Here is a 24,211-nt window from a genome sequence, read left to right as displayed (position 1 = left end):
CGGATGGGTTTGACAAAATGGAAAATGAACGGCCGCCTGGAGCCGACTTACGCGCTGCTCCTGTTGCCGGCGCTCGCCATCTACGGTCTGTTCTTCATATATCCCGCGCTTAGCACCTTCGTCTACAGCTTTACGAATTGGTCCGACATCAACCCTCACGATGTGGAATTTGTCGGCTGGAAAAATTACAAGGCGATCTTCCGCGAAGAGATCTACATGACCGGCATCCGAAACACGCTCGTCTACGCGCTCATATCGACGTTATTAATCAACGCGCTCGCCATCCCGCTTGCCGTGGCGCTTAACAGGGGCTTCAAGACGCGCGCGCTGCTGCGTTCGGTCTTTTTCCTACCCGCCGTATTTAGTCCGCTGATCATCGGATTTCTATGGAGCTACCTGTATTCCACGTCGGATTTCGGTCTTATTAACCAAGGGCTCGCGGCGATCGGCATCGGCAAAATCAATTTTCTCGGAGATGCCAATATTGCCCTTTACGCGGTAATCTTTACCCAAGTGTGGCAGTGGGCGGGCTACAACATGGTCATCTATCTGGCCAATCTGCAAAGCATCAATCCCGAGTATTACGAAGCCGCCCAGCTCGATGGAGCCGGTCCGATGCAGTCGTTTCGGAGCATCACGCTGCCGCTGCTGGCTCCCGCGATCACGTTCTGCACGGTCACGGTCATGATCAGCGGACTCAAAGTATTCGATATTATTTATTCGCTGACGTCCGGCGGACCCGGCCATGCCACGGAAACCATCGTTTCGTTAATGGTCAAGAAGGGGCTCGGAGAAGGCTTCTACGCTTTCGGTTCCGCCTTCGGCATATTGTTTGTCGGCATTGTCGGCCTCATTACGTATTTGCAGCTCAGGCTGGTCAGACTTTGGGGGGAGCGCTAGATGGAACGATTACGCGAAAGCAGCTTGAAACGGCGGTTCGGCCTCCGGCTGGGAGAAGCGGCGATGTGGATCGCGGCCGCCGTCTTTATCATTCCCGTCTATTATTTGTTCGTCACGACGTTTAAAACGCCCGAGCAAGCTCTGCTTCATCCGCTCGGACTGCCGCAAAGCTGGTTATGGACCAACTATGCGAACGCGCTTCAAACAATGCAATTCGGCAGGGCGCTGTCGAACAATCTGATCATTAGCGCCGGCGCCGTGACCGGCATCGTCTTGTTCGCTTCCATGGCCGCCTATACGCTTGCGCGCAGGCGCCGCGTTTACTCCCGCGTTATTTTCGGCGTCTTTCTCGCGGGGATGATGGTGCCCTACCAGATGGGCATTCTCTCGTTGTTCAAGCTCGTATCCGAGATGGGGCTCATGAACACCCTCACGGGCGTCATTCTGATCGAGATCGCTTATGGCCTGCCTTTCTCTATTTTTCTGCTGAAGGGCTTCATCGAATCGACGGTGCCGCTCGAGCTCGAGGAGGCCGCCAAAATAGACGGGTGCTCGGTGTTTCGAACCTTTGCGTCCATCACGCTGCCGCTGCTGACGCCGGTCGTCGCGACGGTGACGATTCTAAACGTGCTGGCGACTTGGAACGACTTTATTACGCCGCTCCTGTTCCTACAGTCGAGGGATAAAGGCGTGTTGCTTCTGGAAGTTTTCAGAAATATCGGACAATTTTCGGTCGATTGGACCAGTTTGTTTCCGATGTTGTTCCTGTCCATTGCGCCGCTGCTCCTGTTCTATTTGATTCTTCAAAAATATATTATCGCCGGCATGACCGCCGGATCGCTCAAAGGCTGACCAAGGAGGCGGGGAAAGTTGAAGCAAGGTTTTGTATATACGGGCGCGAATACGGGGGAGATTTCGTTTCCTCTCGGCGGAATCGGCACGGGAAGCATCGGTTTGTCGGGCAACGGCGGACTGATCGACTGGCAAATTCGCAACCGTCCGTCCAAATTCAGTCTTAACGGTTTTTCGTTTTTCGCGGTCAAGGCGGAGCGGGAGGGGCGCACCGTGTTGGCCAAAGTCGTTCAAGGAGACAAGCAGCCGCCGTATTCGGGAGAAGGCAGGGGAAGATTCGAAGGCTACGGCTTCGGTCCGCGACGCGGTCAGATGGCCGGCTTTCCCCACTTTCGCGATTCGACGTTCCGGGGCGAGTTTCCGATCGCCGAGCTCGGTTTCGAGGAAGAAGGTTCTCCGCTTTCCGTCAAGCTGACCGCGTTTAATCCGTTTATCCCGATGAACGAGCGGGACTCCTCTCTCCCCGTCGCGATATTCGTATACGAAGTGGAGAATCGGTCGAAGGATGTACTGGACGTTTCTCTGGCGGGCTGCGTCTCCAACCCGTTTACGAAAGGATCGGTCAATGTTCCGTTTCGGGACGATATCATGAAAGGCGTCAAACTGTCCACGGCAGCCATCCCCCAGACGGATCCGGAATACGGGGAAATCGCGCTGTCGACAGATACTCCCGACGCCAGCTTGCAGACCTATTGGTACCGCGGCGAATGGTTCGATAACGTTACGGTGTTCTGGAAGGAATTTTTGCGGCCGGGCCGCTTGCCCGAGCGCGAATATGCGGAGCCCCGGGATCTTGACGTCTACCGGGTCGTGGAACAAAATTTCGATACCTGCAGCGTGGTCGGTCACCGAACGCTTAGGCCCGGCGAGCGTGCGGAATTTCGATTCGTTCTGGCCTGGCACTTTCCCTGGGCGGTCAACGACTGGAATCCATTGCCCGAGGGCAGTTCGCTGGAAGGCAAATGGAGAAAACATTACGCTACCGAGTTCGAAGCTGCGCAGTCCGCGGCTGCTTACGCGCACGCCAACTACGGCCGTCTGCTCAGGGAAACGATGGCGTTCAAGGAGGCGCTGTTTCAATCGACCTTGCCGGAAGCGGTGATCGAGGCGGTATCCGCCAATCTGTCCACGCTTAAGTCTCCTACGGTCATGAGGCTAACGGACGGTTCCTTGTACGGTTTCGAAGGCTGCCATACGGACGAAGGCTCATGCGAAGGCTCATGCACGCATGTATGGAATTACGAGCAGGCTACGGCCTTCCTGTTCCCCGCGCTGGCTCGTTCCATGCGGTCGCTCGATTATGCCCATAACCAGTATCCCAATGGGAAGATGGCTTTCCGGACGATGCTGCCCCTTGGACGGGAAAAGTCCGATTACCACGCGGCGGTCGACGGTCAGATGGGGGCTATCGTACGGACGTATCGCGAATGGAGGCTGTCCGGCGATACGGGGTGGCTGAGGAAGCTGTGGCCTGCCGTCAAGAAGGCGCTCGAGTTCGCCTGGGCTTCGGATAACGAGCACGGCTGGGATCGCAATCGGGACGGTATCCTGGAAGGCGCCCAGCATCATACGCTGGACGTCGAGCTATACGGCCCCAATTCGTATCTTAACGGATATTACCAGGCGGCGTTGCTGGCCGCGGCCCGCATGGGACGGGCGCTCGGAGACGGGGATGCCGATCAGTACGAAACCATATACCGGCAGGGAAAAAGCTGGATCGACGCCAACGCGTTCAACGGCGAATATTACCATCAGCTGCTGGATCTGTCGGATCCCGCCTATCCGGTCGACCCGGAGCTTGGAGAGATCAAATATCAAATCGGGCAAGGCTGCCATATCGACCAAGTTATCGGCCAGTGGCACGCGCGGGTGGCCGGACTGGGGGACATATTCGAACGCTCGCAGGTGCGAAGCGCGCTGGCCAGTATTTATCGCTATAATTTCGCGTCGATGCGGGAGCATGCCAATTCGAACCGGGTATACGCGCTCAACGACGAGCGGGGCTTGCTGGTGTGCACGTGGCCGAGAGGCGGCCAGCCGCTCGTGCCGGCTCCTTACGCGGATGAGTGCATGACGGGCTTCGAATACCAGGCGGCAAGCCACATGATCTACGAAGGTTTGGTCGAAGAAGGGCTGTCTGTCGTCCGAGCGGTTCGGGAACGTTACGACGGCGTGCGGCGCAATCCATGGAACGAATTCGAATGCGGCAGCCATTACGCCCGCGCGATGTCTTCTTACGCGCTGCTGCTGGCTATGAGCGGATTTCAGTTCGACATGAGCGATGGGGAAATCGCTTTCTCGCCCGCAACGAACGAGAGAGAGCTCTTCCGCTCCTTTTGGGCTGCCGGAAACGCTTGGGGCTCTGTAGAGATGGTGCCGGGAAGGCTTGCGTTGCAAGTGTTGGGCGGCGAGCTGCGTTTGAAGTCGATTCGAAGCAAGCGATTGGAGGCAGTCGCCGAAGCGACGGTACGATTCAATGAGGGAGGGGTGGAGTGCCGCGTTGATGGCGGCAGGGCGATATTGGCCGTGGATGTCGTTGTGCGGGCCAAGGAAAGTTTGATCATAAACTATTGAGGAGGAAAAAACGTGAACGATCGTATGCGAGGTTTGGTATCGACGTTGCTTTGCGCGCTTCTCGTGTTTGGATTAATGGCATTTCCTTATTCATCGACCGAGGCTTATTATTCGGAACCGGATTATCCTCATGCTTCGACGCAATTATTGACAAACGGCGGCGCCGAATCCTTGAGCGGAGGAGGAGCTTCCGGTTGGTTGGGCTGGTATGCCGGTTATTCGGTCGATAGCTCTGTCGCCCGTTCCGGAACCCGCTCGTTGACATGCGAGCTGGCAACGACTGGCGAATGCGGCGCTTATCAGTATATCGAGCTTAATCGGACGGAGACGAAGCCGCTTAAGGTGAGCGGATGGAGCAAAGCCCAAACCGCAAGCGGCAACGTATCCACCGATTATTCCTTATGGGTGGACCTGACTTACGTCGACGATTCGCATCTGTACGGCGAGGCGAAAGCTTTCCAGACGGGGACCCACGATTGGGAGCAGGCAGTTTTCTATATCGATCCGGAGAAGCCGGTTAAAGCCGTCACCATATATGCTTTGTTCCGCAACAAGACCGGCAAGGTCTGGTTCGACGACTTGTCCGTCGAGGAGCTGCCGGCCGATCTGCTGCCGGGCGGCGCGTTCGAATCGTCGAACGGCGGCGAGATCGCCGGCTGGGGTTCTTGGCAGAGCGGTTACGCAGTTGCCGCTGGCGAAGGCAGGGGAGGCAGCTCGGCGGTTAAAATCAGCAGTTCCGGGACGAGCTCGGAATACGGCATTTATCGGACTGCTACTCTTAACCGGACTGCCGTCAAACCTTTGCTCGTCAGGGGCTGGAGCAAAGCGGATTCCGCAAGCGGCTCGCCGGGATCCTCCTATTCGATCTATGCGGACGTAACGTATGCCGACGACAGCCAAGAGTGGGGATTATACGCGGCGTTCGAGGGCGGCACGCATGATTGGGAACCGCAGCAGCTGTACATCGTTCCGGCCAAGCCGGTCAAATCGGTTACCGTCTATGCGTTGTTTAACGGCCGGAGCGGCACCGTCTGGTTCGATAATTTTTCGCTGGAGGAATTGCCGGACCACGTCGCCGGAGGGGCGGTCATGGGAAAACGGGATCCCGCGGCGACGGGCACGGAGCTGCTGGCTAACGGCACGCTTCAGAACGTGGCCGGAACCGCGATCGAAGGCTGGGGTTCGTTCGGCAACGGCTATACGATCGAAGCCGCCGGCGGGCGGGGCGGAAGCCGGGGCGTCAAGCTAAGCAACACTTCGGGGGCTGACGCATCCGGCATTTATCAGACGCTTCATGTCAACCAAAGCACGCCCAAGCTGATCGTCTTCAGCGGCTGGAGCAAAGCCGCCAATGTTTCCGGAGACATTGATCGAGGTTACGCTTTGTACATGGACGTGTTCTATACGGACGGAACCAGTCAATTCGCCTTGACGGCGCCTTTTGCCACGGGCACGCAGGATTGGACAAGAGGTCAGCTATACTTCCAGCCGCAGAAGCCGGTCCAGACGATATCGGTTTATGGCATTTTCCGGGACGGGCACCGGGGGGATGTCTGGTTCGACGACTTCTCCGTAAAGGAAATAACGACGGAAGCGGCCGTATTCGAAGATGCGCTGGTCACTCCTCTGCCGTATCAGGCAGGCACGGCTTACACGACGCTTCAGACGACGGACGGACTGGAGTTGTCATTGGGCGAACGCGGCGTATCTTCGTTGAAATGGAATAACGGAGAGCTGGCTTCGGCCGGCGTCGCATCGGGATTCCTGGTCCGCGATCACGAATCGGATTCCGACGTCTATGCGTTCGAGCGATTGGCGGGCAACAACCCAGGTTCGTTTAATGGTCTCGCGGATCAGCTTGACCTCGAGATCGAAGCCGATTTCGAGGTGCGGCCCGAAGGGATAAAAGTATCCGGCCGATTGTCGGATCTCAGCGGAAACGACCGGGCCGTGACATTGACCTTTGCCCTGCCGGTGAATGCGGAGGGGTGGAAGTGGGGCGATTACGTCCGCGGCGAAAGGACCATCCAGACGGGACAGGCCGGCAACGTATACAGCAACAGCCAAATTCCCGACTTCGAGACGGGATCGTTGTCCATCTATCCCATATCCGCGATCTATGATCCGGCAACGGGAGCAGGCTTGTCGTTGGGCACGGACTACAACAAGCCGACTCATTACCGGCTCGATTACAACGGCAGCACGAAGCAACTGACGATTACGTTCGAGCTTGGCCTTGCGCCGGATACCGCGAATTTCCCTTCCGCAGCGGACTTCGGATTCGTGATTTACGGGTTTGACGGGGAACAGGGCTTCCGCGGCGCGTTCGACAAATACATGGATCTGTTCCCGGAGTTTTACGAGGTCCGGATACCGGAGCAGGGCATCTGGATGCCGTTTGCCTCTATCTCTGACATACCGGACAACGAGGACTTCGGATTCCGCTTTAAGGAAGGCGACGACGACCCCGTGGATACGGCTTATGCCAACGCCAACGACATTTTGGTATTCCACTATCAAGAGCTGTCCTCCTGGTGGCAGAGCATCGACCCGCAATCGCCCAAGACGGTTGCGACCGCGGAGAGCGCGAGGGACGCGGCAGCCTTGCTCGGGGAGGAGAAAGCTCAGATGGCGCAAGCCGCGGCCATGCGCAATCCGGCTGGAGATCCTTACCTGCAATGGTTGGATACTCCCTGGAACGTAGGCGCGCTCTGGATGATCAACGCTAATCCGGACTTGCCGGGCGATTCCAACGGCTATGAGATGTATTTTAGCGAGGATAAGATGGACGCCAGATACAACACGACCGGGCCGAAGCCGGACGGCGAATATTTGGACACCCTGGACGGTTGGCCTTATACGCTCAACTATAATCGGGCTCACTTCGAATACGCGATTGCGCCGCTGGTTTTCTCCAAGGTAACAAAGCGGCCCGCCATACACCGGGCGTTCTCCAGTTGGGAAGCGACGGTGCGCCTGGCGGACGAGCTTCATGGAGACGGCCGGTTGCTGATGGCAAACGGAACGCCTCACGCCTACTCGATGTATATGCCATGGCTGGACGCGATGGGCAACGAGCGCAATTGGCTCGGGGCGGGAGACACGTTTAACCCCGACACGGACGAGACGCTCAGCAAATACAGAACGCTGTCGGGAGCGAAGCCGTACTTGATGCTCCAGAACACGGACTTCAACAAATTCGGCAACGCGTACATGGAGCGCTACATGGAGAAGCTGCTATTTTACGGCATCTTCCCGAGCGCGTTCAGCGCCACGGCGGACAATGCGACGAATTATTGGAAGAATGCGAGCTTCTATGATCGCGACCGGGCATTGTTCATTCGTTACGTGCCGATGGTGAAGGCCGTAGCCGAGGCTGGCTGGGAGCCGCTCGCTTTGGCAAGCGCCGACTCCCCGTCGGTCGCGATGGAACGATACGGCGAAGGAGACGAAGTGTATCTCACGTTCATGAACCAAGGAACTTCGGCCGTTACGTCGACTATATCGTTCGACGGCCAGGCCATGGGTCTGGGCACGATGATTGCTGCCGAGGAATTGACGGCAGGCATGCCGCTTTCCCTTGTTGATGGACAATTCACTTTAACGCTTGATCCGGATGAAGTGAAGGTCGTAAAATTGAGCGCGACGCCTTAAGTGCCTCAGTGTGGCCGTTCCGGGGATGGATGCCGGAATGGCCTCTTCTGCAGAAGTGGGAAAACGTCTGCTCTGTCCAATCGGAAGGGAGACATGCATGCGCATGTGCGAGAAGAGATGTTTAAGCTGATTGCAAAGAATTCGGCAATGTATAAACGAATCTTCCAGGCATACAAGAACCCGCACGACTATTTGGAGCGGGGCGTCCATTCGACGATGATGAGGCTGCAAGCGATCAGGCGCAATGCCGTTCATCTAAAGATTTAGGAAAAACCCGCTATATGTAGGCGACATGAGGTTCGGAAAGTAACTCGAATTAGTGTCCATAGGTGTTAGTACCGTTTATGGCTCCAAAAAGTAGGCGAACAAGCAGCTGTAAACGTTAAAAACGCCGATGGACCGGAAAGTAACTCGAATTAGTGTCCATAGGCGTTACTAACGCTTATGGCTTCAAAAAGTAGGCGAACGAGCAGCAGTAGGCGTTAAAAACGCCGATGGACCGGAAAGTAACTCGAATTAGTGTCCATAGGCGTTAGTAACGCTTATGGCTCCAAAAAGTAGGCGAACGAGCAGCTGTAGGCGTTAAAAACGCCGATGGGCCAGAAAGTAACTCAGATTAGCGTCCATAGGCGTTAGTACCGCTTATGCCTCCAAAAAGTAGGCGAACGAGCAGCTGTAGGCGTTAAAAACGCCGATGGACCGGAAAGTAACTCGAATTAGTGTCCATAGGCGTTAGTAACGCTTATGGCTCCAAAAAGTAGGCGAACGAGCAGCTGTAGGCGTTAAAAACGCCGATGGACCGGAAAGTAACTCAGATTAGCGTCCATAGGCGTTAGTACCGCTTATGGCTCCAAAAAGTAGGCGAACGAGCAACTGTAGACGTTAAAAGCGCCGATGGACCGGAAAGTAACTCGAATTACCTGAAAAAGCTGGAACAGCAAGTGTTTAACGAAATCATCTACGGCAAAAAGCCGATCGACGCGTTCGATCAGTTCGTCTCCGACTGGAAAGCCGGCGGCGGAGACAAAATGACCGAAGAGGTTAACGCTTGGTACGATTCGGCAAAACGATATTAAAAACAACGGCGGTCCCATCAGTGGCCGTCGTTTGTCATGGAAGGGCGCATCGCTTATTCGCTGGTTTTCAGGACCGTTCGGATCAGCGCCTCCGGGATGATCAGCAGCAGCGCAAGCGCGCCGTATACGCCGATGGCGTAGCTGTCTGCGTAGTCGAAGCCGAAGCCCTGATGGAACAATGTCGAGACCAGATGGATCGCCATGTTCGCGAAGCAGAAGGCATAGCTGCGGACCATCCAGTTCCGATGGCGAATGATTCTCTTTTTTCTGATTTGGACAAGGGCAGTAATCGTGATGAACAGCCATATCAAATTCATGAAGTTAAATCCCATGCTGCTGATCTTGCCCCCGGTGGCATAAGGCGCCATGTACCCGGACGTAAGGACGACGAAGAGAACGGATACGATATACGTATAGCCATTGACACGGTGAATTTTCCGGTTGTTCTCGAGCAGCCGGGACGAGAAGTTAAGCAGCCCGGACGCCATGGCCAGGCACGCAAACGCGACGTGGATATACATGACATTCAGCCACATCGGCAGATTCAGTTCGCGTTTCAAGCCGATCTTATGGCTCAGGAAGCTTTCCGCTCCGGGATCGATGATGTAATTCCGGATCAGCGCGTATAAAATGAACAGGATGGCGATGGCAGCCAACATTTTGTAAGAAAATATCCCTTTTCTCATTGACCGTTTTCCTCGAATTTTCCCGCGATTTCACCAGGCGTTACCCTTTTACCCGTCACTTTGGATGCCGGCAGAATGCCTGCTTTGGCGATTCCGGTCATCACGTCTCCGTTAACCGCAACCTCGAATTTCAAATTCAAGCGCATCGGCTTCGTCACTCGAAGAGACCAGCTCAGCCTATCATTTTGCCAGTCAGGATGGATTAGCTCCACGGTCTCGTCGCCTTGCGTGGCTGTCCCCTGGAGATCGCCGTCCCGAATGACAATCGAAAGCAGGACCGGCATCTTACCTACGGGCGTGGCAATGAATGTCTCCCAGTTGCCGGCCAGGTCGGAGGAGGAAGTCCGGATCGTCGGAATATCGGCGTGTCCGTCCGAGTTGAGCACGGCGAGCGGTGCGTGTCCGTCCGAGTTGGGCGCAGCGAGCGGGGCGTGTCCATCCGAGTTGAGTACAGCGAGCGGGGCTGGTTCGCCGGGGCGAACGGAGCTTGGCGGATTGGAGGCGTCAGGCTCCAGCCCAATTGCCCGCCATACCGTACCTCTGCGCTCGTATTCGAACAACCGCTCTACCGCATGCGCGATACGCGGTCCCAGCTCGCGCTCCACCAGATGCAGCGCGACATCCAGACCCGACGTAACGCCTCCGCCGGTAACCAGATTACCGTCATCCACGACGCGGGCTTGCACGGGAGCGGCTCCGGTCGCACCCAGCACGTCCATGCCCAAATGATGCGTCACTGCAGGCCTGCCCTCCAGAAGTCCTCCCATAGCCAGCAGAAGGGAACCTCCGCATACCGTAGCGACGACGACATCGGCTCTTTCGAGCGCCCGTTCGACGAGCCCCGTCAATTCCGTGCCCATGGCGCGAGCTAAGATGGTCGGAACGGAGTCCGGACCATCGCCCACGACATCCCCGGAAGCGCCGGGGACGACAATGATGCCGGCTTTCTCCGGAGCCAGTCTGCCGGTCGCTTCGATCTTGAGCCCTCCTACGCCGCTTGCGACGGATCTGCTGCCTTCGGCAGTGACGAGTTCTACGACAATCGCGTCATCCGTATACTTGGCGGCAGCGCAGAACACTTCGTATGGCGCGATGGCATCCAACAAGTCGAAGCCGTCAAATAACACGATTTGAACCGATAACATGAATGGAAATCCCCCTTTGTTATATTGAAGCGGCTGAAGCCGTTTCGAATAATCCGATCATGTTGCGACTTGCCTTGCTCGAAGAAAATCATAACAAGAAAGTATCTCGAACCAAGCATCCAAGGGGTCACAGAACAGGAACAATCCGTCACAAAGCGGCAAGGGCAGCTTGGTTCTCGCGGGAATCGTGGTAAAGTAGGAGAGGAAGGTGGGATCGATATGCGTTTGATGCCAACGGTGCTTGTCGTAGACGACGATTCAAGCATCGTCGAATTGATAAAGGATTTCCTGGAGAACGAGAAGTTCGAAGTGATGACCGCTTGCGATGCGGCCGAGGCGTGGAGGATATTCCAGCAGCAGGCCATTGACTGTCTCGTGCTCGATATCATGATGCCGGGAGAGAACGGCTTCGACTTGTGCAGACGGATTCGGAGGGACAGCGACGTGCCGATCCTCTTTTTAAGCGCGCGCGGCGACGACGTGGACAAAATCAGAGGGCTGACGCTCGGAGGAGACGATTACATCGTCAAGTCCGCTTCGCCGGGGGAGATCGTGGCCCGCGTGAAAGCGGTATTGCGCCGCATGGGCAGCAAGCGGCTAAGCGCGGAGAACATCTTGGACTACGGACGCATTCAACTGAATTTGACAGCCAGGGAAGTCGTTATCGATGGAGAAAACGTTATGCTCACGCCGAAGGAATATGAGCTGTTGACGTTGTTCGCGGAGCATCCTCGCCAAGTATTCTCCTATGAGCAATTGCTGCAGAAGTTCTGGGAAGGCGTCGGGGACAAGCATACGGTAAGAGTCCATATCGGTCGGTTGCGGGACAAGATCGAGTCCGACCCTGACAAGCCGCGGCACTTGGTCAATGTTTGGGGAGTCGGCTACCGATTCGAAGGAGGCTGAGATGAAGACACTACGCATTCGCAAGTTTTTGTTGTTATGTCTGTTCTTTTTTCTGCTGCTTCCTTGGGTCTTCTACTTGGGGGCGTTTTATATGGAGTATGGAACAATTCGGATTGCGACGGGAGGCGCGGACAAAACCAGCGTATTGCCCGTTCATGCGCTTATTGCAGGACTGTTGCTAGCGTTGTTCGTCGTGGCGATGAGAATGAGGAGATATCTGCTTAAGCCTCTGGAAGGACTCGGCGCGGCGGCCCGGCAGGTCGCTGCCGGCGAACGGGAGATTGCGCTGCCGGCGGTTCGCTTGACCGAGATCGCCGAGGTTCGGGACGCTTTCGACCTCATGTTGAAGGCGCTCAGTCAATCCCGTCTGAAGCAAAAGGAGCTTGAGGAGGAACGCCGCTTCGTCATCGCGGCGCTGGCGCATGACCTTCGAACGCCGTTATTCGCGCTGCGAGGTTATTTGGAAGGCCTGGAGCAAGGGATTGCCCGATCGCCCGAGAAGATGGCCCGCTACCTGTCCGTATGCAAGGAGAAGTCTGTGCAATTGGATCGGCTCGTGGAGGAGTTGTTCGACTTCGCGAAGCTGGATTACGTGGAGCCGGAGCTGAATGCGTCGTCCGTTGATCTGACCGCCGTGCTCCGGAGATCGATGGAGAGCTTGAAGCCGCAGGCGGAGCAAAAGGGGATTATATTTGCCGCGGAGGGATTGGAGAGTCATTGCTCCATATGCGGCGAAGGCCACTTATTGGAACGCGCTTTCGTCAATCTGATGGAGAATGCCGTCCGGCATACGCCCGAAGGAGGCGGGGGCGTCATCACTGTTCAATGTTACCGGGACGCCGGCCTCGTCCGCTTCGCAATCGGAGACACGGGCCCGGGTTTCGCGGCGGAGGAGCTGCAGCGGGTATTTGAGCCGTTATATCGCGGGGAAGCTTCGAGAAATCGTTCCACAGGCGGCACCGGGCTCGGCCTAACCATCTCGAGGCGCATTATAAGGAAACACGGCGGGGAGCTTGAGGCGAGCAACGGTCCGGATGGCGGGGCGCTGATATCGGGCTGGCTGCCTCGCGGGGAAGTTGATACAAATTAGTTATAACTATTTGGACCGTACGATGGATCGTCCCGACGAGGTATGATAGACGTACCAGTACATGCGGGAAGGTGAGCAATGATGAATAGAATGTCCAGGCAGGACTCGGGCGAACAACCGTTCACGTTGGTAGTGGGGTCCATCCGGCTCCGAGCATACATGGCGGAGGATGCGGAAGCCATCCACGCGCTGACGTGGCAGCCCGAGATCCATGCGTGGCTGCCTGGCTGGAACGTGTCCCTGGAGCAGCGGAGAGAGTGGCTCGAAAACTACGAAATACCGGAGAACGGGGAATTTCTGCGCTTGGCAAGCAATGGGGAGGACGTGGGAGAGCTGCGGCTTCGATTGGCCATTATGCTGGAACAAACGGGAGAATTGATCGGTTGGTGCTGCACCGGCCCGAAGGAGGAGCTGCCGGCGCCTAACCGCGAGATCATGTATGCCATCTCCAAAGACCATAGGGGCAAAGGCTATGCTACGCAAGCCGTGCAGGCGGTCACAGGCTATCTGTTCGCGCATGCGAACATCGAGGTGCTGAGCGCCGTTGCTCTGCTCGCCAACGATGCCTCGAACAGAGTTCTCCAGAAATGCGGCTTCGTCTTCATGAACGTTATCGAGATCGACGATGAAGTGTACAACTATTATATGCTAGTGAGAAGGGGTGTCTAATAAGGCCGGGCTATCGAGCGTAAAGCCGCGCCTGAGCAGCTATAGCCCGGAAAAGTCGGGCTTTCGAGCCAGCCCCGCGCCGATAACTCTGCCAGAGATTCATCCGGAGGCGGCTTTCGTCTGTCAACTGCTATCATAAGAATACAGCGGCAATTAACCAATACCCGCAAATGGCGGCAATAGATAATCTTTTGGCACCGCCATTTTTTGATTTTTCCATCAAACGAGCGGTATGTTTCGTTCCTCCCTACCATCTAGTTCATAACATCTCGATAGACACGCCGCGCCGCCTAAGGACAGCGGGAGCCAACCGCTCGTCTACGAAAAAGGCGATGTCGATAACCATTCCGAAATGCGCAGAGCGAGCTTCTATTTGTTAGGCTATGCAAGTCTGTTCTTCGGCGAAACAACGCTTAAGAATTACGATTTTTCTTCCCTAGTAATCTAAGAACATGTATAATGGAACAATCAATCGTCTTAGCGCGAAGCACGCGCCGTTGTCTCTTTTTGAGATAGCGGCGCTTTTTTATTTGTCTGAAGGAGTTGAAGCGAATGTCATTCGGCGCGTTATTTGATCAATTTGCGAGAGAACAACTTTGTGAAGCAACCGGCAAAAGGCTGGAGATGCTCCAGAAGGATTTGTTGGCGGAAAAGAAAATGTTCCAAGAGGTGTTGTGGCCGGCGTTTCGAACGTTTAAAGGTTTTACGATGCAATTCGAGATTGTTACCTTTACGGGAGTTTCGATTTACATTGACGCCTTCTATGAGCCGTTAGGCATTGCGTTTGAGAGCGAGGGCTTTGTCGCGCATGCGGAGAACATTACCCGCGACAGATTCGATTTCGAAAGGCATCGAGTACGTACATTGGCAAACAAAGGTTATCTGTACTACCCGTTTACTTGGGACGAGCTGAGCAAGAGACCGGATAAATGCAGAACGAGTTTGTTCGAGTTATTGGGAGCGCTAGGAGCAGTAGAGGGAGAAGAGTTATCTCTTTATGAACAGAAGGTAATTGCTTACGCTGCTTATATCAACAAGCCAATCTATCTGAAGGATGTGCAAGATTGTTTAAAACGAGGCGAGGACGTGAGTCGGAAAGTACTGAAGAATCTTCAAGCCAAACATCGAATCAAACCGCTGCGGACCGGCAAACAGCGTGTTCACGCGTATGTACTAACAGATGAGCTTGGGAATAGGCGGGGGAGAAATATTTACAACCGGCTATGAACTGTGTTATATGCTAAAGAAATGAACTAAGCACAATCCCCCTTTTAGCAAAGTAATCAAGTTACTTGAAACTGCGGCACCCATCATACGAAAGTTTCATGCATCAGCCTAGCTGTAATCACGAGTAACCAAGTTACTTGAAACTGCGGCAGCAAAGTACGAAGGGCCGCCGAGCGCAATAGCCCGAAAAAATCGGGCTATAGGAGCGCCGCCGGCTCCGCCGAGCGCAATAGCCCGAAAAAATCGGGCTATAGCAGCGCCGCCGGTCCCGCCGAGCGCAATAGCCCGAAAAAATCGGGCTATAGCAGCGCTGCCGGCCCCGCCGAGCGCAATAGCCCGAAAAAATCGGGCTATAGGAGCGCCGCCGGCCCCGCCGAGCGCAATAGCCCGAAAAAATCGGGCTATAGGAGCGCCGCCGGCCCCGCCGAGCGCAATAGCCCGAAAAAATCGGGCTATAGGAGCGCCGCCGGCCCCATCGAGCGCAATAGCCCGAAAAAATCGGGCTATAGGAGCGCCGCCGGCCCCGCCGAGGGCAATAGCCCGAAAAAATCGGGCTATAGGAGCGCCGCCGGTCCCGCCGAGCGCAATAGCCCGAAAAAATCGGGCTATAGCAGCGCCGCCGGCCCCGCCGAGCGCAATAGCCCGAAAAAATCGGGCTATAGGAGCGCCGCCGGAGCTGCCGAGCGCAATAGCCCGAAAAAATCGGGCTATAGGAGCGCCGCCGAAGCTGCCGAGCGCAATAGCCCGAGAAAATCGGGCTATATAGCAGCGCCGCCGGCCCCGCCGAGCGCAATAGCCCGAAAAAATCGGGCTATAGCAGCGCCGCCGGCCCCGCCGAGCGCAATAGCCCGAAAAAATCGGGCTATAGGAGCGCCGCCGGCCCCGCCGAGGGCAATAGCCCGAAAAAATCGGGCTATAGGAGCGCCGCCGGCCCCGCCGAGCGCAATAGCCCGAAAAAATCGGGCTATAGCAGCGCCGCCGGCCCCGCCGAGCGCAATAGCCCGAAAAAATCGGGCTATTGAAGCGCTGCCGGAGCTGCCCAGCTTCGTTCGCGTTCGTCCGCGCCCGGGTTAAGTCGCCCTGCGCGACTCCTTCTTGGCGGGGACCCAAATAAAGGCTGCGACGGCGCAAAGGATCGAGAGGATCCATGGGAGATACTTTAATCCCTTCAACCAAGCAGATTGTCCTAACATCAAGTAGGCGGTGATGGCGATAACCTCGCTGACGATAATGCCGCCTACAAAACCTACGATTAATCCTGCGATTGCAAACAACGTTTTTCTCAACATTTTCGTTTCCCCCATTATAAAGTAATGTTTTCTCCCATTTACCCGTTCCTTATATCCCAAAATGCAGGCGTTGCATAATGCCGACGTTACGCGCGGCATATCTTAGCAAAAATGCCCATGATACGCGCGGGATATCTCAGCACAATACCCATGATACGCGGGGCATATCTCTGCAAAATGCCTACGGTACGCGCGGTATATCTCCACAAAAATGCCCACGATACGCGCCCCATTTCTCTCAGCAAAAATGTACATGCATCAGCCGGGCCGGGCGCTAATCCGGCAAATTGCCCGACTTCGTACCAACGCGATACGGCGTCGTGACGCCTTCGTAATTAATCATCATCGACATGCCGTTCGCCGCGTGGCCGAGATTGTGGCAATGCTCCATCCATAGGCCGGGGTTGTCGGCTTGAAACGCGATTTCGTATTCGTCGCCCTGGAAGAGCAGAACGCTGTCGGCGTATACAGGGCTTCCCGTCAACGGCTTGCCGTTCTTCGTAAGCACCTTGAACAGATGGCCGTGCATATGCATGGGATGCTCTGCGCCAAACTCGTGCTTAAGTGTGATTTTGATCCATTCGCCTTCCTTGACCATAAGGGGAGGGATATCATGGAATCGCTTGCCGTTGATATCCAGTAAGCCGAGCACAAGCTCGTATTCGCGGTCGAACGTCATGTCGGCCGTAATGCCGTCATCAAGAGGCGTGCCATAGGAGGCGAGATCGAATTCCGCGCCTTTCTTATCCAGCCGGGCCGGTGCCGTCCCTTCCCCGAGCGTAACGCGCAACGCTTCTTTATTCCGGCTGTACACCTCTACTTGGCCGCTCTGAGGCATGGTCAGCAATACGTCATAACGTTGCCCGCCTCCGATCGGAATCCATTGATCCCGGATGACGTCCGGACCGTTTAGATCCTGTCCGTCCATCGAGACGACTTGGAAATCCGCTCCAGCAACGCCCATCCATTGCACCTCGCTGGAGCTATTGATCAGGCGGAGCCGAATACGCTCCCCGGGCTTCGCGGCAAGCGTGTCGCCTTCACGCTTGCCGTTGGTCAGCCAATGCTTGTCGGCAAGCTTTTGCAACGTGACCGCGTAGTCCCTATCGTACCGAAGATAATCCTCGCGGGGCTCCACGATCAGTCTGCCTATCAGGCCCTTTTGAGCCTGCTCGGAGCTCTGCTGATGCGAGTGGTACCAGTACGTCCCGGCATGCCTCGCTATGAATTCGTACGTAAAGGATTCGCCGGGGCCGATTGCGTCTTGCGTCACGCCGGCGACGCCGTCCTGCGAGCAGGGGAGGACGATGCCATGCCAATGAATGGTGACGCCGCTGTCGATATCCTTGTTGTTAAGCTTGACAATGACGCGGTCCCCTTGTTGAACTCGAAGCTCGGGACCGGGCGTCGTCCCGTCGAAGGTCCAGGCGGAGACGGTTCGGCCGCCGATATCGACCTTCGTCTTATAGGCCGTCAGCTCAAAGGCCGAAGTTGGCGCAGAGGACGACGCCTCCGTCATGTCTGCACAGGAGGAGCCTCCATCGCTTGCCGTGCCGCTTCCGGAGTTCATCTGCCCGGCATGATCGGCATGACCGCTCATATCGGCCATATTGATCTCCTCCGGATATTTCAGCTTATACATGCCGCAGGCCGCCGTTACGAGGGGAAGCAGCGCCAAGAGGGCAGCGATGCAGAGCATCGGAACCAGCGGGGATCGTAGTCGTTTCATCTATGATTTCGCCTCATTTCCTAAGTGGATGTACCGATTGTAGCAATGAAATGTTGTGAACCTGTGACGAAGTTTTTCGTATTCCGTGAAATTGCGGAGAGAGGTTATTCTTTTTTGACAAGGCGATTCCGGAGCTCTAACATACAACCTAGAAGCACAAGGCTAGAAGCACAAGGTGAAACGACTGTCGCCTTATCGCGGCGAAGCGCGTTACATTCCGGGAAAAATCGGAAAAAGGATGTCGACTTCGTTTCTATATTTTCAACAAAGGGAGGATCTTGAATGGCGCATACGCTGCTGCTTGTAGATGACGAACAGAAGGTATTGGACTTCGTGGAGCCTTACCTGAAGGGGGAAGGGTACGTCGTGGTAACGGCAAAGACGGGCCTTGACGCGCTTCGTCTGGCGAAGGAACATAAGCCGGAGCTTGCCATTCTGGACTGGATGCTGCCGGAGATGAGCGGCCTCGACGTCTGCCGGGAGCTGCGTCGCGAGACTGCGATGGGCATCATCATGGTAACGGCCCGGACGGACGAGACGGACAAAATCGTAGGTCTCGAGATGGGCGCCGACGATTACCTGACGAAACCTTTTTCTCTAAGAGAGCTGCATGCGCGAATCCGAGCGGTTCTTCGGCGGATGGAGGGAGGAGCGGGAGGCGACAAGGAGAGGATTCTGCAGCGGGGCGAACTCGCGATCTCGGAATCGCAATGCAGAGTCTGGAAGCAGGGCGAGGAAATAACGTTGACGCCTACCGAGCTGAAGCTGCTTCTGACGCTGGCGGCGAAGCCGGGCATCGTGTACAGCCGGTTGCAGCTGCTTCAGGCTGCGCTGGCCGAGGATTTGCTCAACGATGAGAGGACGGTGGACGCGCACATTAGCCGCATTCGCAAAAAAATCGAAGCCGACCCGTCAAGCCCCGTCTATATTCAAACGGTGTACGGCTTCGGCTATCGGTTCGGCGGCGGTGCATCCTCATGACCGTTCGGCGCAAGCTGTTCCTCGCGATGGCGGCGCTGGTCGGGAGTCTGAGCCTCATTCATATCCTGATTGCCGTATTTGTCGTAAACGGAGCGTTAAAATATATGGATATCGCGAATCGCGACGAAGAGATCGCCCATCTGGCGGACCGGTTACTGGACTACTACATCGCTCACGACGGAACATGGAGCGGCATTGATGCAGCAAAGCTGTTTTCGTCCGATGACGCTAATCCGCGCGAGACCAGCTTTCTCCTGGTATCGAAAAATCGGGAAATGCTGCTTCTAGCCGGTTCCCGCAATGAAGCCGAGATTCGAACATTCGGGGAGAAACATGATCTCGTGGCGGATGGAGTCAAAGTCGGCATTCTGTATTATTACCATCCCGAGGCGGCTAATCTGACCAAGCTCCAATACGGGATCGGAAGCTCCGTAACGGTGATCCTGCTGGCGTTCTCGGTTATTCTGCTGCTTGTATCGCTCATCGTGGCCTATTGGCTTGCCAAACGGATGACTGCTCCCCTTCAGGCGCTCGTGCCCGCCATCGATCGGTTGGGCGGCGGAGAACTCGGCGCTCAGGTGCCTGTGCTCGGCAAGGATGAATACGGTAAAGTGGCCGCGTCGTTTAATGCGATGTCGACTCAACTGGAGCGAACGGAAATGGCCAGAAGGAGTCTGGTGGCGGACGTTGCCCATGAGCTGCGGACGCCGCTAACCATCCTGCAAGGCCGGCTGGACTTGCTTCAGCAGCAGGGGAGAGCCGCCGAACCCCATGAGCTATTATCGCTGCAGGATGAGCTGATCCGGCTCGGCAAGCTGGTTAACGATCTGCATCAATTGTCGATGGCGGAAGCGCACAAGCTTGTGCTGGATCGTAAGGCGGGCTCGCTGGCAGAGCTGCTGAGACGGATCTTGAACCGATACGGCGAGGAAGCGGAGGAGCGCGGGATGACGCTCGTCCTGGAGGACCGAAGCGGCAACCCCCAGCTATGGCTGGATTGGGATCGCATGACTCAAGTATTTCTGAACTTGATCGGGAACGCGATGCGTTATACGCCTGACGGGGGAACGGTCACTGTCGGGATCGAAGCCGAGCATGAAGCTGCCGGCAACGAAGCGCCAGTGGTCGTCGCAGCCATTGCGGATACGGGCCCGGGCATAGCGCCGGAGCATTTGCCTTATATTTTCGACCGGTTTTATCGCAGCGACGATGCCCGCGATCGTAACAGCGGAGGGATGGGACTGGGGCTTGCCATTGCCAAAGAATTTGTCGCCGTTCATGGGGGCGCTATTGAAGCAAAGAGCAAGATTGGGATCGGCACAACGTTCGTCGTGAAGCTGCCCGCCAGCCCAAAAAATAATGATTTTGGGTTCGCAGGCGTTGTCCCGTGAATAGGATAATAACACATTAGGCGACGAGGGGGCCTTTCGCATGAACATGCCAACGCCGAATCCGTCATCACGGGACGCCATGACGCTGGCCGAGCAATACGGAGCCCGCAATTATAAGCCGCTGCCCATTGTTATAGCCAAAGGGGAAGGAATCTGGGTTACCGATCCGGAGGGCAATCGGTACATGGATATGCTGAGCGCCTACTCCGCGCTCAATCAAGGCCACAGGCATCCTCGCATCATTGCCGCGCTCAAGGAACAATCGGACAAAGTGACGTTGACCTCCAGAGCGTTTCATAATGGAATCTCGGGCGCCTTCTACGAGAAGCTGGCCTGGTATACCGGAAAGCCCTCCATCCTTGCCATGAACACCGGTGCCGAAGCGGTAGAGACCGCGCTAAAAGCCGCGCGCAGATGGGGCTACCGCAATAGAGGGATCCCGCAAGACGAAGCCGAGATCATTGTATGCGAAGGTAATTTCCACGGACGAACGATTACCGTTACTTCCTTTTCGACGACCGAAGAATACCGCAGGGAATTCGGCCCTTTCACGCCCGGCTTCGTGCCGGTCCCCTATGGAGATATCCGGGCGCTGGAGCAGGCAATTACGCCGCGCACCGCGGCCTTGCTGTTAGAGCCGATCCAGGGCGAGGCGGGTATCGTTATTCCGCCGGACGGTTATCTCAAGGAAACGGCCGAGCTTTGCGCCGGCAGCGGCATTCTGCTCATCGCCGACGAGATTCAGACGGGCTTCGGGCGAACGGGCAGACGTTTCGCAATGGACTGGGAGGACGTGACGCCGGACATCTATGTGATGGGAAAGGCGCTTGGCGGAGGCGTCATGCCGATCTCCGCAATCGCGACGGAGCATGAGATTATGGATGTGTTCGAGCCGGGCTCGCACGGCTCCACGTTCGGCGGCAATCCGCTCTCATGCGCGGTGGCGTCGGCGGCTATCGACGTCACCGTAGAGGAGGACCTGGCCAGGCGCTCCGACGAGCTGGGCTCCTATTTGCTCCAGCAGCTTGGGGATATCCGCTCGCCGATTATCCGTGAAATCAGAGGCAAAGGGTTGTTTATCGGAATCGAGCTTCATGTTCCGGCAAGAACGTTTTGCGAATCGTTGATGAAGGAAGGCCTTCTCTGCAAAGAAACACATGAACGGACGATTCGTCTTGCCCCGCCGCTAGTCATCGGAAAGCGGGATATCGACTGGGCCGTAAAACGCATCAAGCGAGTTCTGGAATCTGCCACTCCGTAGCTGCCTGTAAAGTCATCATGGGAGGATGAGCGGCATGAACATTTCGCGGGATAAAATATCGGTAATCCGGGTGCCGTTTGGCTTGGGAGGCGCCATTGTCGGTGCGGAAGAGGGGCCGGCGAGCATACTGGCGGCAGGCTTGCTGGATGAATTGAAGCATCTGGCTCCGCATGGGGTGAGCTGTGACGAGGTACGGCTGGAACAACCGCATCTGGACGCCGACAGTGAGGATACGAATTCAGAGACAGTTTATGCGAACAGCAGTCTTAACCTGTCGCCGCGAAGCCGACAAGACGGGATCATCAAATATGAGCCGCAAGTGAGGGCGATGTGCGAACGAACGGCCGATCGCGTGGCGCGAGCCGCCTTGTACGGAAGCTTCCCGCTTGTGCTTGGCGGTGACCATAGCGTAGCGATAGGCACGCTTGCCGGCATGTCTCGCGTATACGACAAGCTGGGGGTGATCTGGGTGGACGCCCATGGGGATTTGAACACGGAGCATACCTCTCCTTCCGGCAACGCTCACGGGATGGCGCTCGCGATCGCTTCGGGACTCGCTGCATTTAAACAGACGGATATCGGACAGACGAGACGGCTTCTGCGCAGTCGGAATATCGTACTCGTAGGCATCAGACAACTTGACGATGGGGAGAAAGCTTTTATTCGCGCGCATGGCATTCATTGTTTTACAATATCGGACATCGATCGGCTCGGTATCCGGGAGGTTATCGAGCGCGCGCTTCTTCTGGCAGGCAACGATTCGGACGGCATCCATCTCAGTCTCGACATGGATGCGCTGGATCCTGGAGAAGCCCCCGGTGTCGGGACGCCCGTGCATGGCGGGCTTACATTCCGCGAAGCGCGACTCGCGATGGAGGGACTGGCGGCCAGTCGCGCCATCGCTTCTATGGATATCGTAGAAGTAAACCCGCTAAAAGATAAAGAAGGCCGAACGTCCGGATTGGCAGTAGCGTTGGCAGCCGCATTTTTGGGGAAACGTATTCTATGATCCATTCTATTTAACGAGAGAGGTCCATGCGGCGAATGACTGCAAGGGCCTCTTGCCCATTTCCGGGTCCATGGATAGAATTTCCCCTGATGGCAGAGACTACTCGAGATAACTTAATCTTGGGCATATAATTGCCGTCGGTGGTGAATGGATGAATTTGTTAAGCAGGAAGGGACAATCGTATAGGCAACAGTCCGAGTCGATAAGCGTCAACCATACGCTGGAGGAATACGAGGGGATGGAGCTCGACGGCGATCTCGACCAGCTCGACGCCATCATGCAGGAGACAGTCGGCGAAAGCGCCGACTTCTCCGTTCGCCGCTTCCGCATCTTTGGACATTATTCCGCGGTCATATACTGCTTCTCCCATATGGTGCAGCAGACGATGCTGAACGAAGAGATCATGAAGCCTCTTATGAATGTGCCCAGTCACTTAAATCCCGAATTGCTTGTTAGGGAGGAGCTGGCGGAGTTTCTTGTCAATGAGACGTTGTACCATTGCGGCGTCGAAACCGAAAAAATGATGGACAGGTTATTGAGCGCGGTGCTTGCGGGTGATACCGTCATCGCGATCGAAGGCGTGAAGGCGGCTCTTCTAATATCTACCCGGGGCATCGAGAAAAGAGGCATCGAGCAGCCGGCAACCGAGCAGGTTATACGAGGTCCGCGCGAAGGCTTTATTGAAACGCTCGGCACTAATCTGGGATTGATTCGTTATCGGCTGCAATCCACGCAATTGCGGGTGGAATCCATGGAGATCGGCCGGCGAACCAAGTCCAAGGTTGCCCTCTGCTACTTGCGCGATATTACGGATCCCAACCTTCTAAAGGAGCTGAAACGCCGGCTTTCGAACATCGACATCGACGGCATATTGGATTCCGGATATTTGGAGCAGTTCATCGAGGATAATAAGTGGTCGCCGTTCCCGCAGGTGCAGTACACGGAGAGGCCGGACAAAATCGTAGCGAATTTGCTGGAAGGCCGGGTCGCCATCCTCGTGGATGGATCACCGCTGGCTCTTGTCGTGCCGACAATCTTCGCGCAATTCTATCAGACGGTAGAGGATTACACGGAGCGGTTTCTGCTAATGAGCGCCATCAGATTGGCTCGGCTTGTAGCGTTAATCTTCTCCCTCGTGTTTCCCGCGTTGTACGTAGCCGTCATTTCGTTTAACCCCGAGCTGATTCCTACGGAATTTGCGGTTGCGGTTGCTGGCGGCAGGGCTGGCGTTCCATTTCCCGCGGTCGTGGAGGTGCTTATCATGGAGGTGTCCATGGAAGTGTTGCGCGAAGCGACGATACGGCTTCCGCAGCAGGTAGGCGGCGCGCTCTCCATCGTCGGCGTGCTCGTTATCGGACAAGCGGCCGTAGCTGCCGGTTTCGCGAGCCCCATCACCGTCGTCATCATCGCGCTTACGACGATTGGTTCTTTCGCCACCCCGGCTTACAACGCAGCGCTGGCGCTTCGATTGCTTCGGTTTCCTCTCATTTTCATGGCGGGCACGTTCGGGCTCTACGGCGTCATGATCGGTTTAATCCTCATCGCCAACCACATGCTTTCGTTAAAATCGTTCGGCGTCCCTTATCTTAGCCCGATTGTTCCAGGCAACTTTCAAGGGATGAAAGACGTGCTCATTCGCAGTCCACTAAATTGGATGAATAGAAGGCCGTCCTTCCTGGCTCCGCAGGATGATGTCAAGCTTCGGCCTCCGGAGAAACATCAGGACGGAGAACGCCCAGACGGGGACCAATCTAGCTGAGAACTAACCCAAC

20 protein-coding genes are annotated in these 24,211 nt (G+C 56.0%); 15 read left to right on the top strand and 5 right to left on the bottom strand.

Annotation, left to right across the window (positions count from 1 at the left end):
- Positions 1-3: 3 nt before the first annotated feature.
- The 6 genes from KJW29_RS20300 (at position 4) to KJW29_RS36525 (ending at position 9,056) form a co-directional block, all read left to right on the top strand.
- The gene (locus KJW29_RS20300) at positions 4-900 is read left to right on the top strand and encodes a carbohydrate ABC transporter permease (RefSeq protein WP_246608303.1); all 897 of its coding nucleotides are present in this window, start codon (positions 4-6) and stop codon (positions 898-900) included.
- Positions 901-1,752, top strand: a complete 852-nt coding sequence (locus KJW29_RS20295) for a carbohydrate ABC transporter permease (RefSeq protein ID WP_214625928.1) — start codon at positions 901-903, stop codon at positions 1,750-1,752.
- 18 nt (positions 1,753-1,770) lie between these two features.
- Entirely contained in the window at positions 1,771-4,326 is a 2,556-nt protein-coding gene (locus KJW29_RS20290; protein ID WP_214625927.1) for a GH116 family glycosyl-hydrolase, read from the top strand.
- Positions 4,327-4,338: 12 nt separating this feature from the next.
- The gene (locus KJW29_RS20285) at positions 4,339-7,980 is read left to right on the top strand and encodes a hypothetical protein (RefSeq protein WP_214625926.1); all 3,642 of its coding nucleotides are present in this window, start codon (positions 4,339-4,341) and stop codon (positions 7,978-7,980) included.
- A gap of 93 nt (positions 7,981-8,073) precedes the next feature.
- Positions 8,074-8,247, top strand: a complete 174-nt coding sequence (locus KJW29_RS20280; protein ID WP_214625925.1) for a hypothetical protein — start codon at positions 8,074-8,076, stop codon at positions 8,245-8,247.
- Between the two features lie 674 nt (positions 8,248-8,921).
- Positions 8,922-9,056 (top strand): hypothetical protein, encoded by a 135-nt coding sequence (locus tag KJW29_RS36525; protein WP_281426275.1) that lies wholly within the window; start codon positions 8,922-8,924, stop codon positions 9,054-9,056.
- A gap of 53 nt (positions 9,057-9,109) precedes the next feature.
- Here KJW29_RS36525 and KJW29_RS20275 read toward each other — a convergent pair whose 3' ends face one another.
- A complete protein-coding gene (locus KJW29_RS20275; RefSeq protein ID WP_214625924.1) occupies positions 9,110-9,742 on the bottom strand; it encodes a DUF2306 domain-containing protein in 633 nt (210 codons plus the stop codon).
- On the bottom strand, positions 9,739-10,887 hold the full coding sequence (locus KJW29_RS20270) for a DJ-1/PfpI family protein (protein ID WP_214625923.1): 1,149 nt from the start codon (positions 10,885-10,887) through the stop codon (positions 9,739-9,741). The genes KJW29_RS20275 and KJW29_RS20270 overlap by 4 nt, the downstream gene beginning before the upstream one ends.
- 219 nt (positions 10,888-11,106) lie before the next feature.
- On the opposite strand from KJW29_RS20270, the gene KJW29_RS20265 reads away from it, so the two are divergent.
- The 4 genes from KJW29_RS20265 (at position 11,107) to KJW29_RS20250 (ending at position 14,779) form a co-directional block, all read left to right on the top strand.
- Positions 11,107-11,793 carry a response regulator transcription factor gene (locus tag KJW29_RS20265; protein ID WP_214625922.1) on the top strand — a complete coding sequence of 229 codons (687 nt, stop codon included), beginning with the start codon at positions 11,107-11,109 and terminating at the stop codon, positions 11,791-11,793.
- 1 nt (position 11,794) lies between these two features.
- Positions 11,795-12,883, top strand: coding sequence for a sensor histidine kinase (locus KJW29_RS20260; protein ID WP_214625921.1), 1,089 nt, complete (start codon positions 11,795-11,797; stop codon positions 12,881-12,883).
- 78 nt (positions 12,884-12,961) lie between these two features.
- Positions 12,962-13,552, top strand: a complete 591-nt coding sequence (locus tag KJW29_RS20255; RefSeq protein WP_343222615.1) for a GNAT family N-acetyltransferase — start codon at positions 12,962-12,964, stop codon at positions 13,550-13,552.
- A 552-nt stretch (positions 13,553-14,104) separates the two neighbouring features.
- Entirely contained in the window at positions 14,105-14,779 is a 675-nt protein-coding gene (locus tag KJW29_RS20250) for a hypothetical protein (protein ID WP_214625920.1), read from the top strand.
- Positions 14,780-14,887: 108 nt separating this feature from the next.
- Here the strand turns inward: KJW29_RS20250 and KJW29_RS20245 are convergent, their stop codons facing one another.
- The 3 genes from KJW29_RS20245 to KJW29_RS20235 form a co-directional block, all read right to left on the bottom strand.
- Positions 14,888-15,889: a hypothetical protein gene (locus KJW29_RS20245; RefSeq protein WP_214625919.1), complete on the bottom strand. Its 1,002-nt coding sequence runs from the start codon at positions 15,887-15,889 to the stop codon at positions 14,888-14,890.
- Entirely contained in the window at positions 15,850-16,068 is a 219-nt protein-coding gene (locus tag KJW29_RS20240) for a DUF5957 family protein (protein ID WP_214625918.1), read from the bottom strand. Before KJW29_RS20240 ends, KJW29_RS20245 begins: the two co-directional genes overlap by 40 nt.
- Before the next feature lie 274 nt (positions 16,069-16,342).
- A complete protein-coding gene (locus KJW29_RS20235; protein WP_214625917.1) occupies positions 16,343-17,797 on the bottom strand; it encodes a multicopper oxidase family protein in 1,455 nt (484 codons plus the stop codon).
- A gap of 282 nt (positions 17,798-18,079) precedes the next feature.
- On the opposite strand from KJW29_RS20235, the gene KJW29_RS20230 reads away from it, so the two are divergent.
- The 5 genes from KJW29_RS20230 (at position 18,080) to KJW29_RS20210 (ending at position 24,198) form a co-directional block, all read left to right on the top strand.
- Positions 18,080-18,778, top strand: coding sequence for a response regulator transcription factor (locus KJW29_RS20230; RefSeq protein ID WP_214625916.1), 699 nt, complete (start codon positions 18,080-18,082; stop codon positions 18,776-18,778).
- Positions 18,775-20,169 (top strand): sensor histidine kinase, encoded by a 1,395-nt coding sequence (locus KJW29_RS20225; protein WP_214625915.1) that lies wholly within the window; start codon positions 18,775-18,777, stop codon positions 20,167-20,169. Before KJW29_RS20230 ends, KJW29_RS20225 begins: the two co-directional genes overlap by 4 nt.
- Before the next feature lie 40 nt (positions 20,170-20,209).
- Positions 20,210-21,430 (top strand): ornithine--oxo-acid transaminase, encoded by a 1,221-nt coding sequence (gene rocD, locus KJW29_RS20220; protein ID WP_281426274.1) that lies wholly within the window; start codon positions 20,210-20,212, stop codon positions 21,428-21,430.
- Between the two features lie 34 nt (positions 21,431-21,464).
- The gene (gene rocF / locus KJW29_RS20215) at positions 21,465-22,439 is read left to right on the top strand and encodes an arginase (RefSeq protein ID WP_246608302.1); all 975 of its coding nucleotides are present in this window, start codon (positions 21,465-21,467) and stop codon (positions 22,437-22,439) included.
- 151 nt (positions 22,440-22,590) lie between these two features.
- On the top strand, positions 22,591-24,198 hold the full coding sequence (locus KJW29_RS20210) for a spore germination protein (RefSeq protein WP_214625914.1): 1,608 nt from the start codon (positions 22,591-22,593) through the stop codon (positions 24,196-24,198).
- The last annotated feature ends 13 nt before the right edge of the window (positions 24,199-24,211 follow it).

The sequence above is a fragment of the Paenibacillus agaridevorans genome, assembly GCF_018604145.1.
Lineage (GTDB): Bacteria > Bacillota > Bacilli > Paenibacillales > Paenibacillaceae > Pristimantibacillus > Pristimantibacillus agaridevorans.
This window is presented reverse-complemented; position numbering and strand designations above follow the sequence as displayed.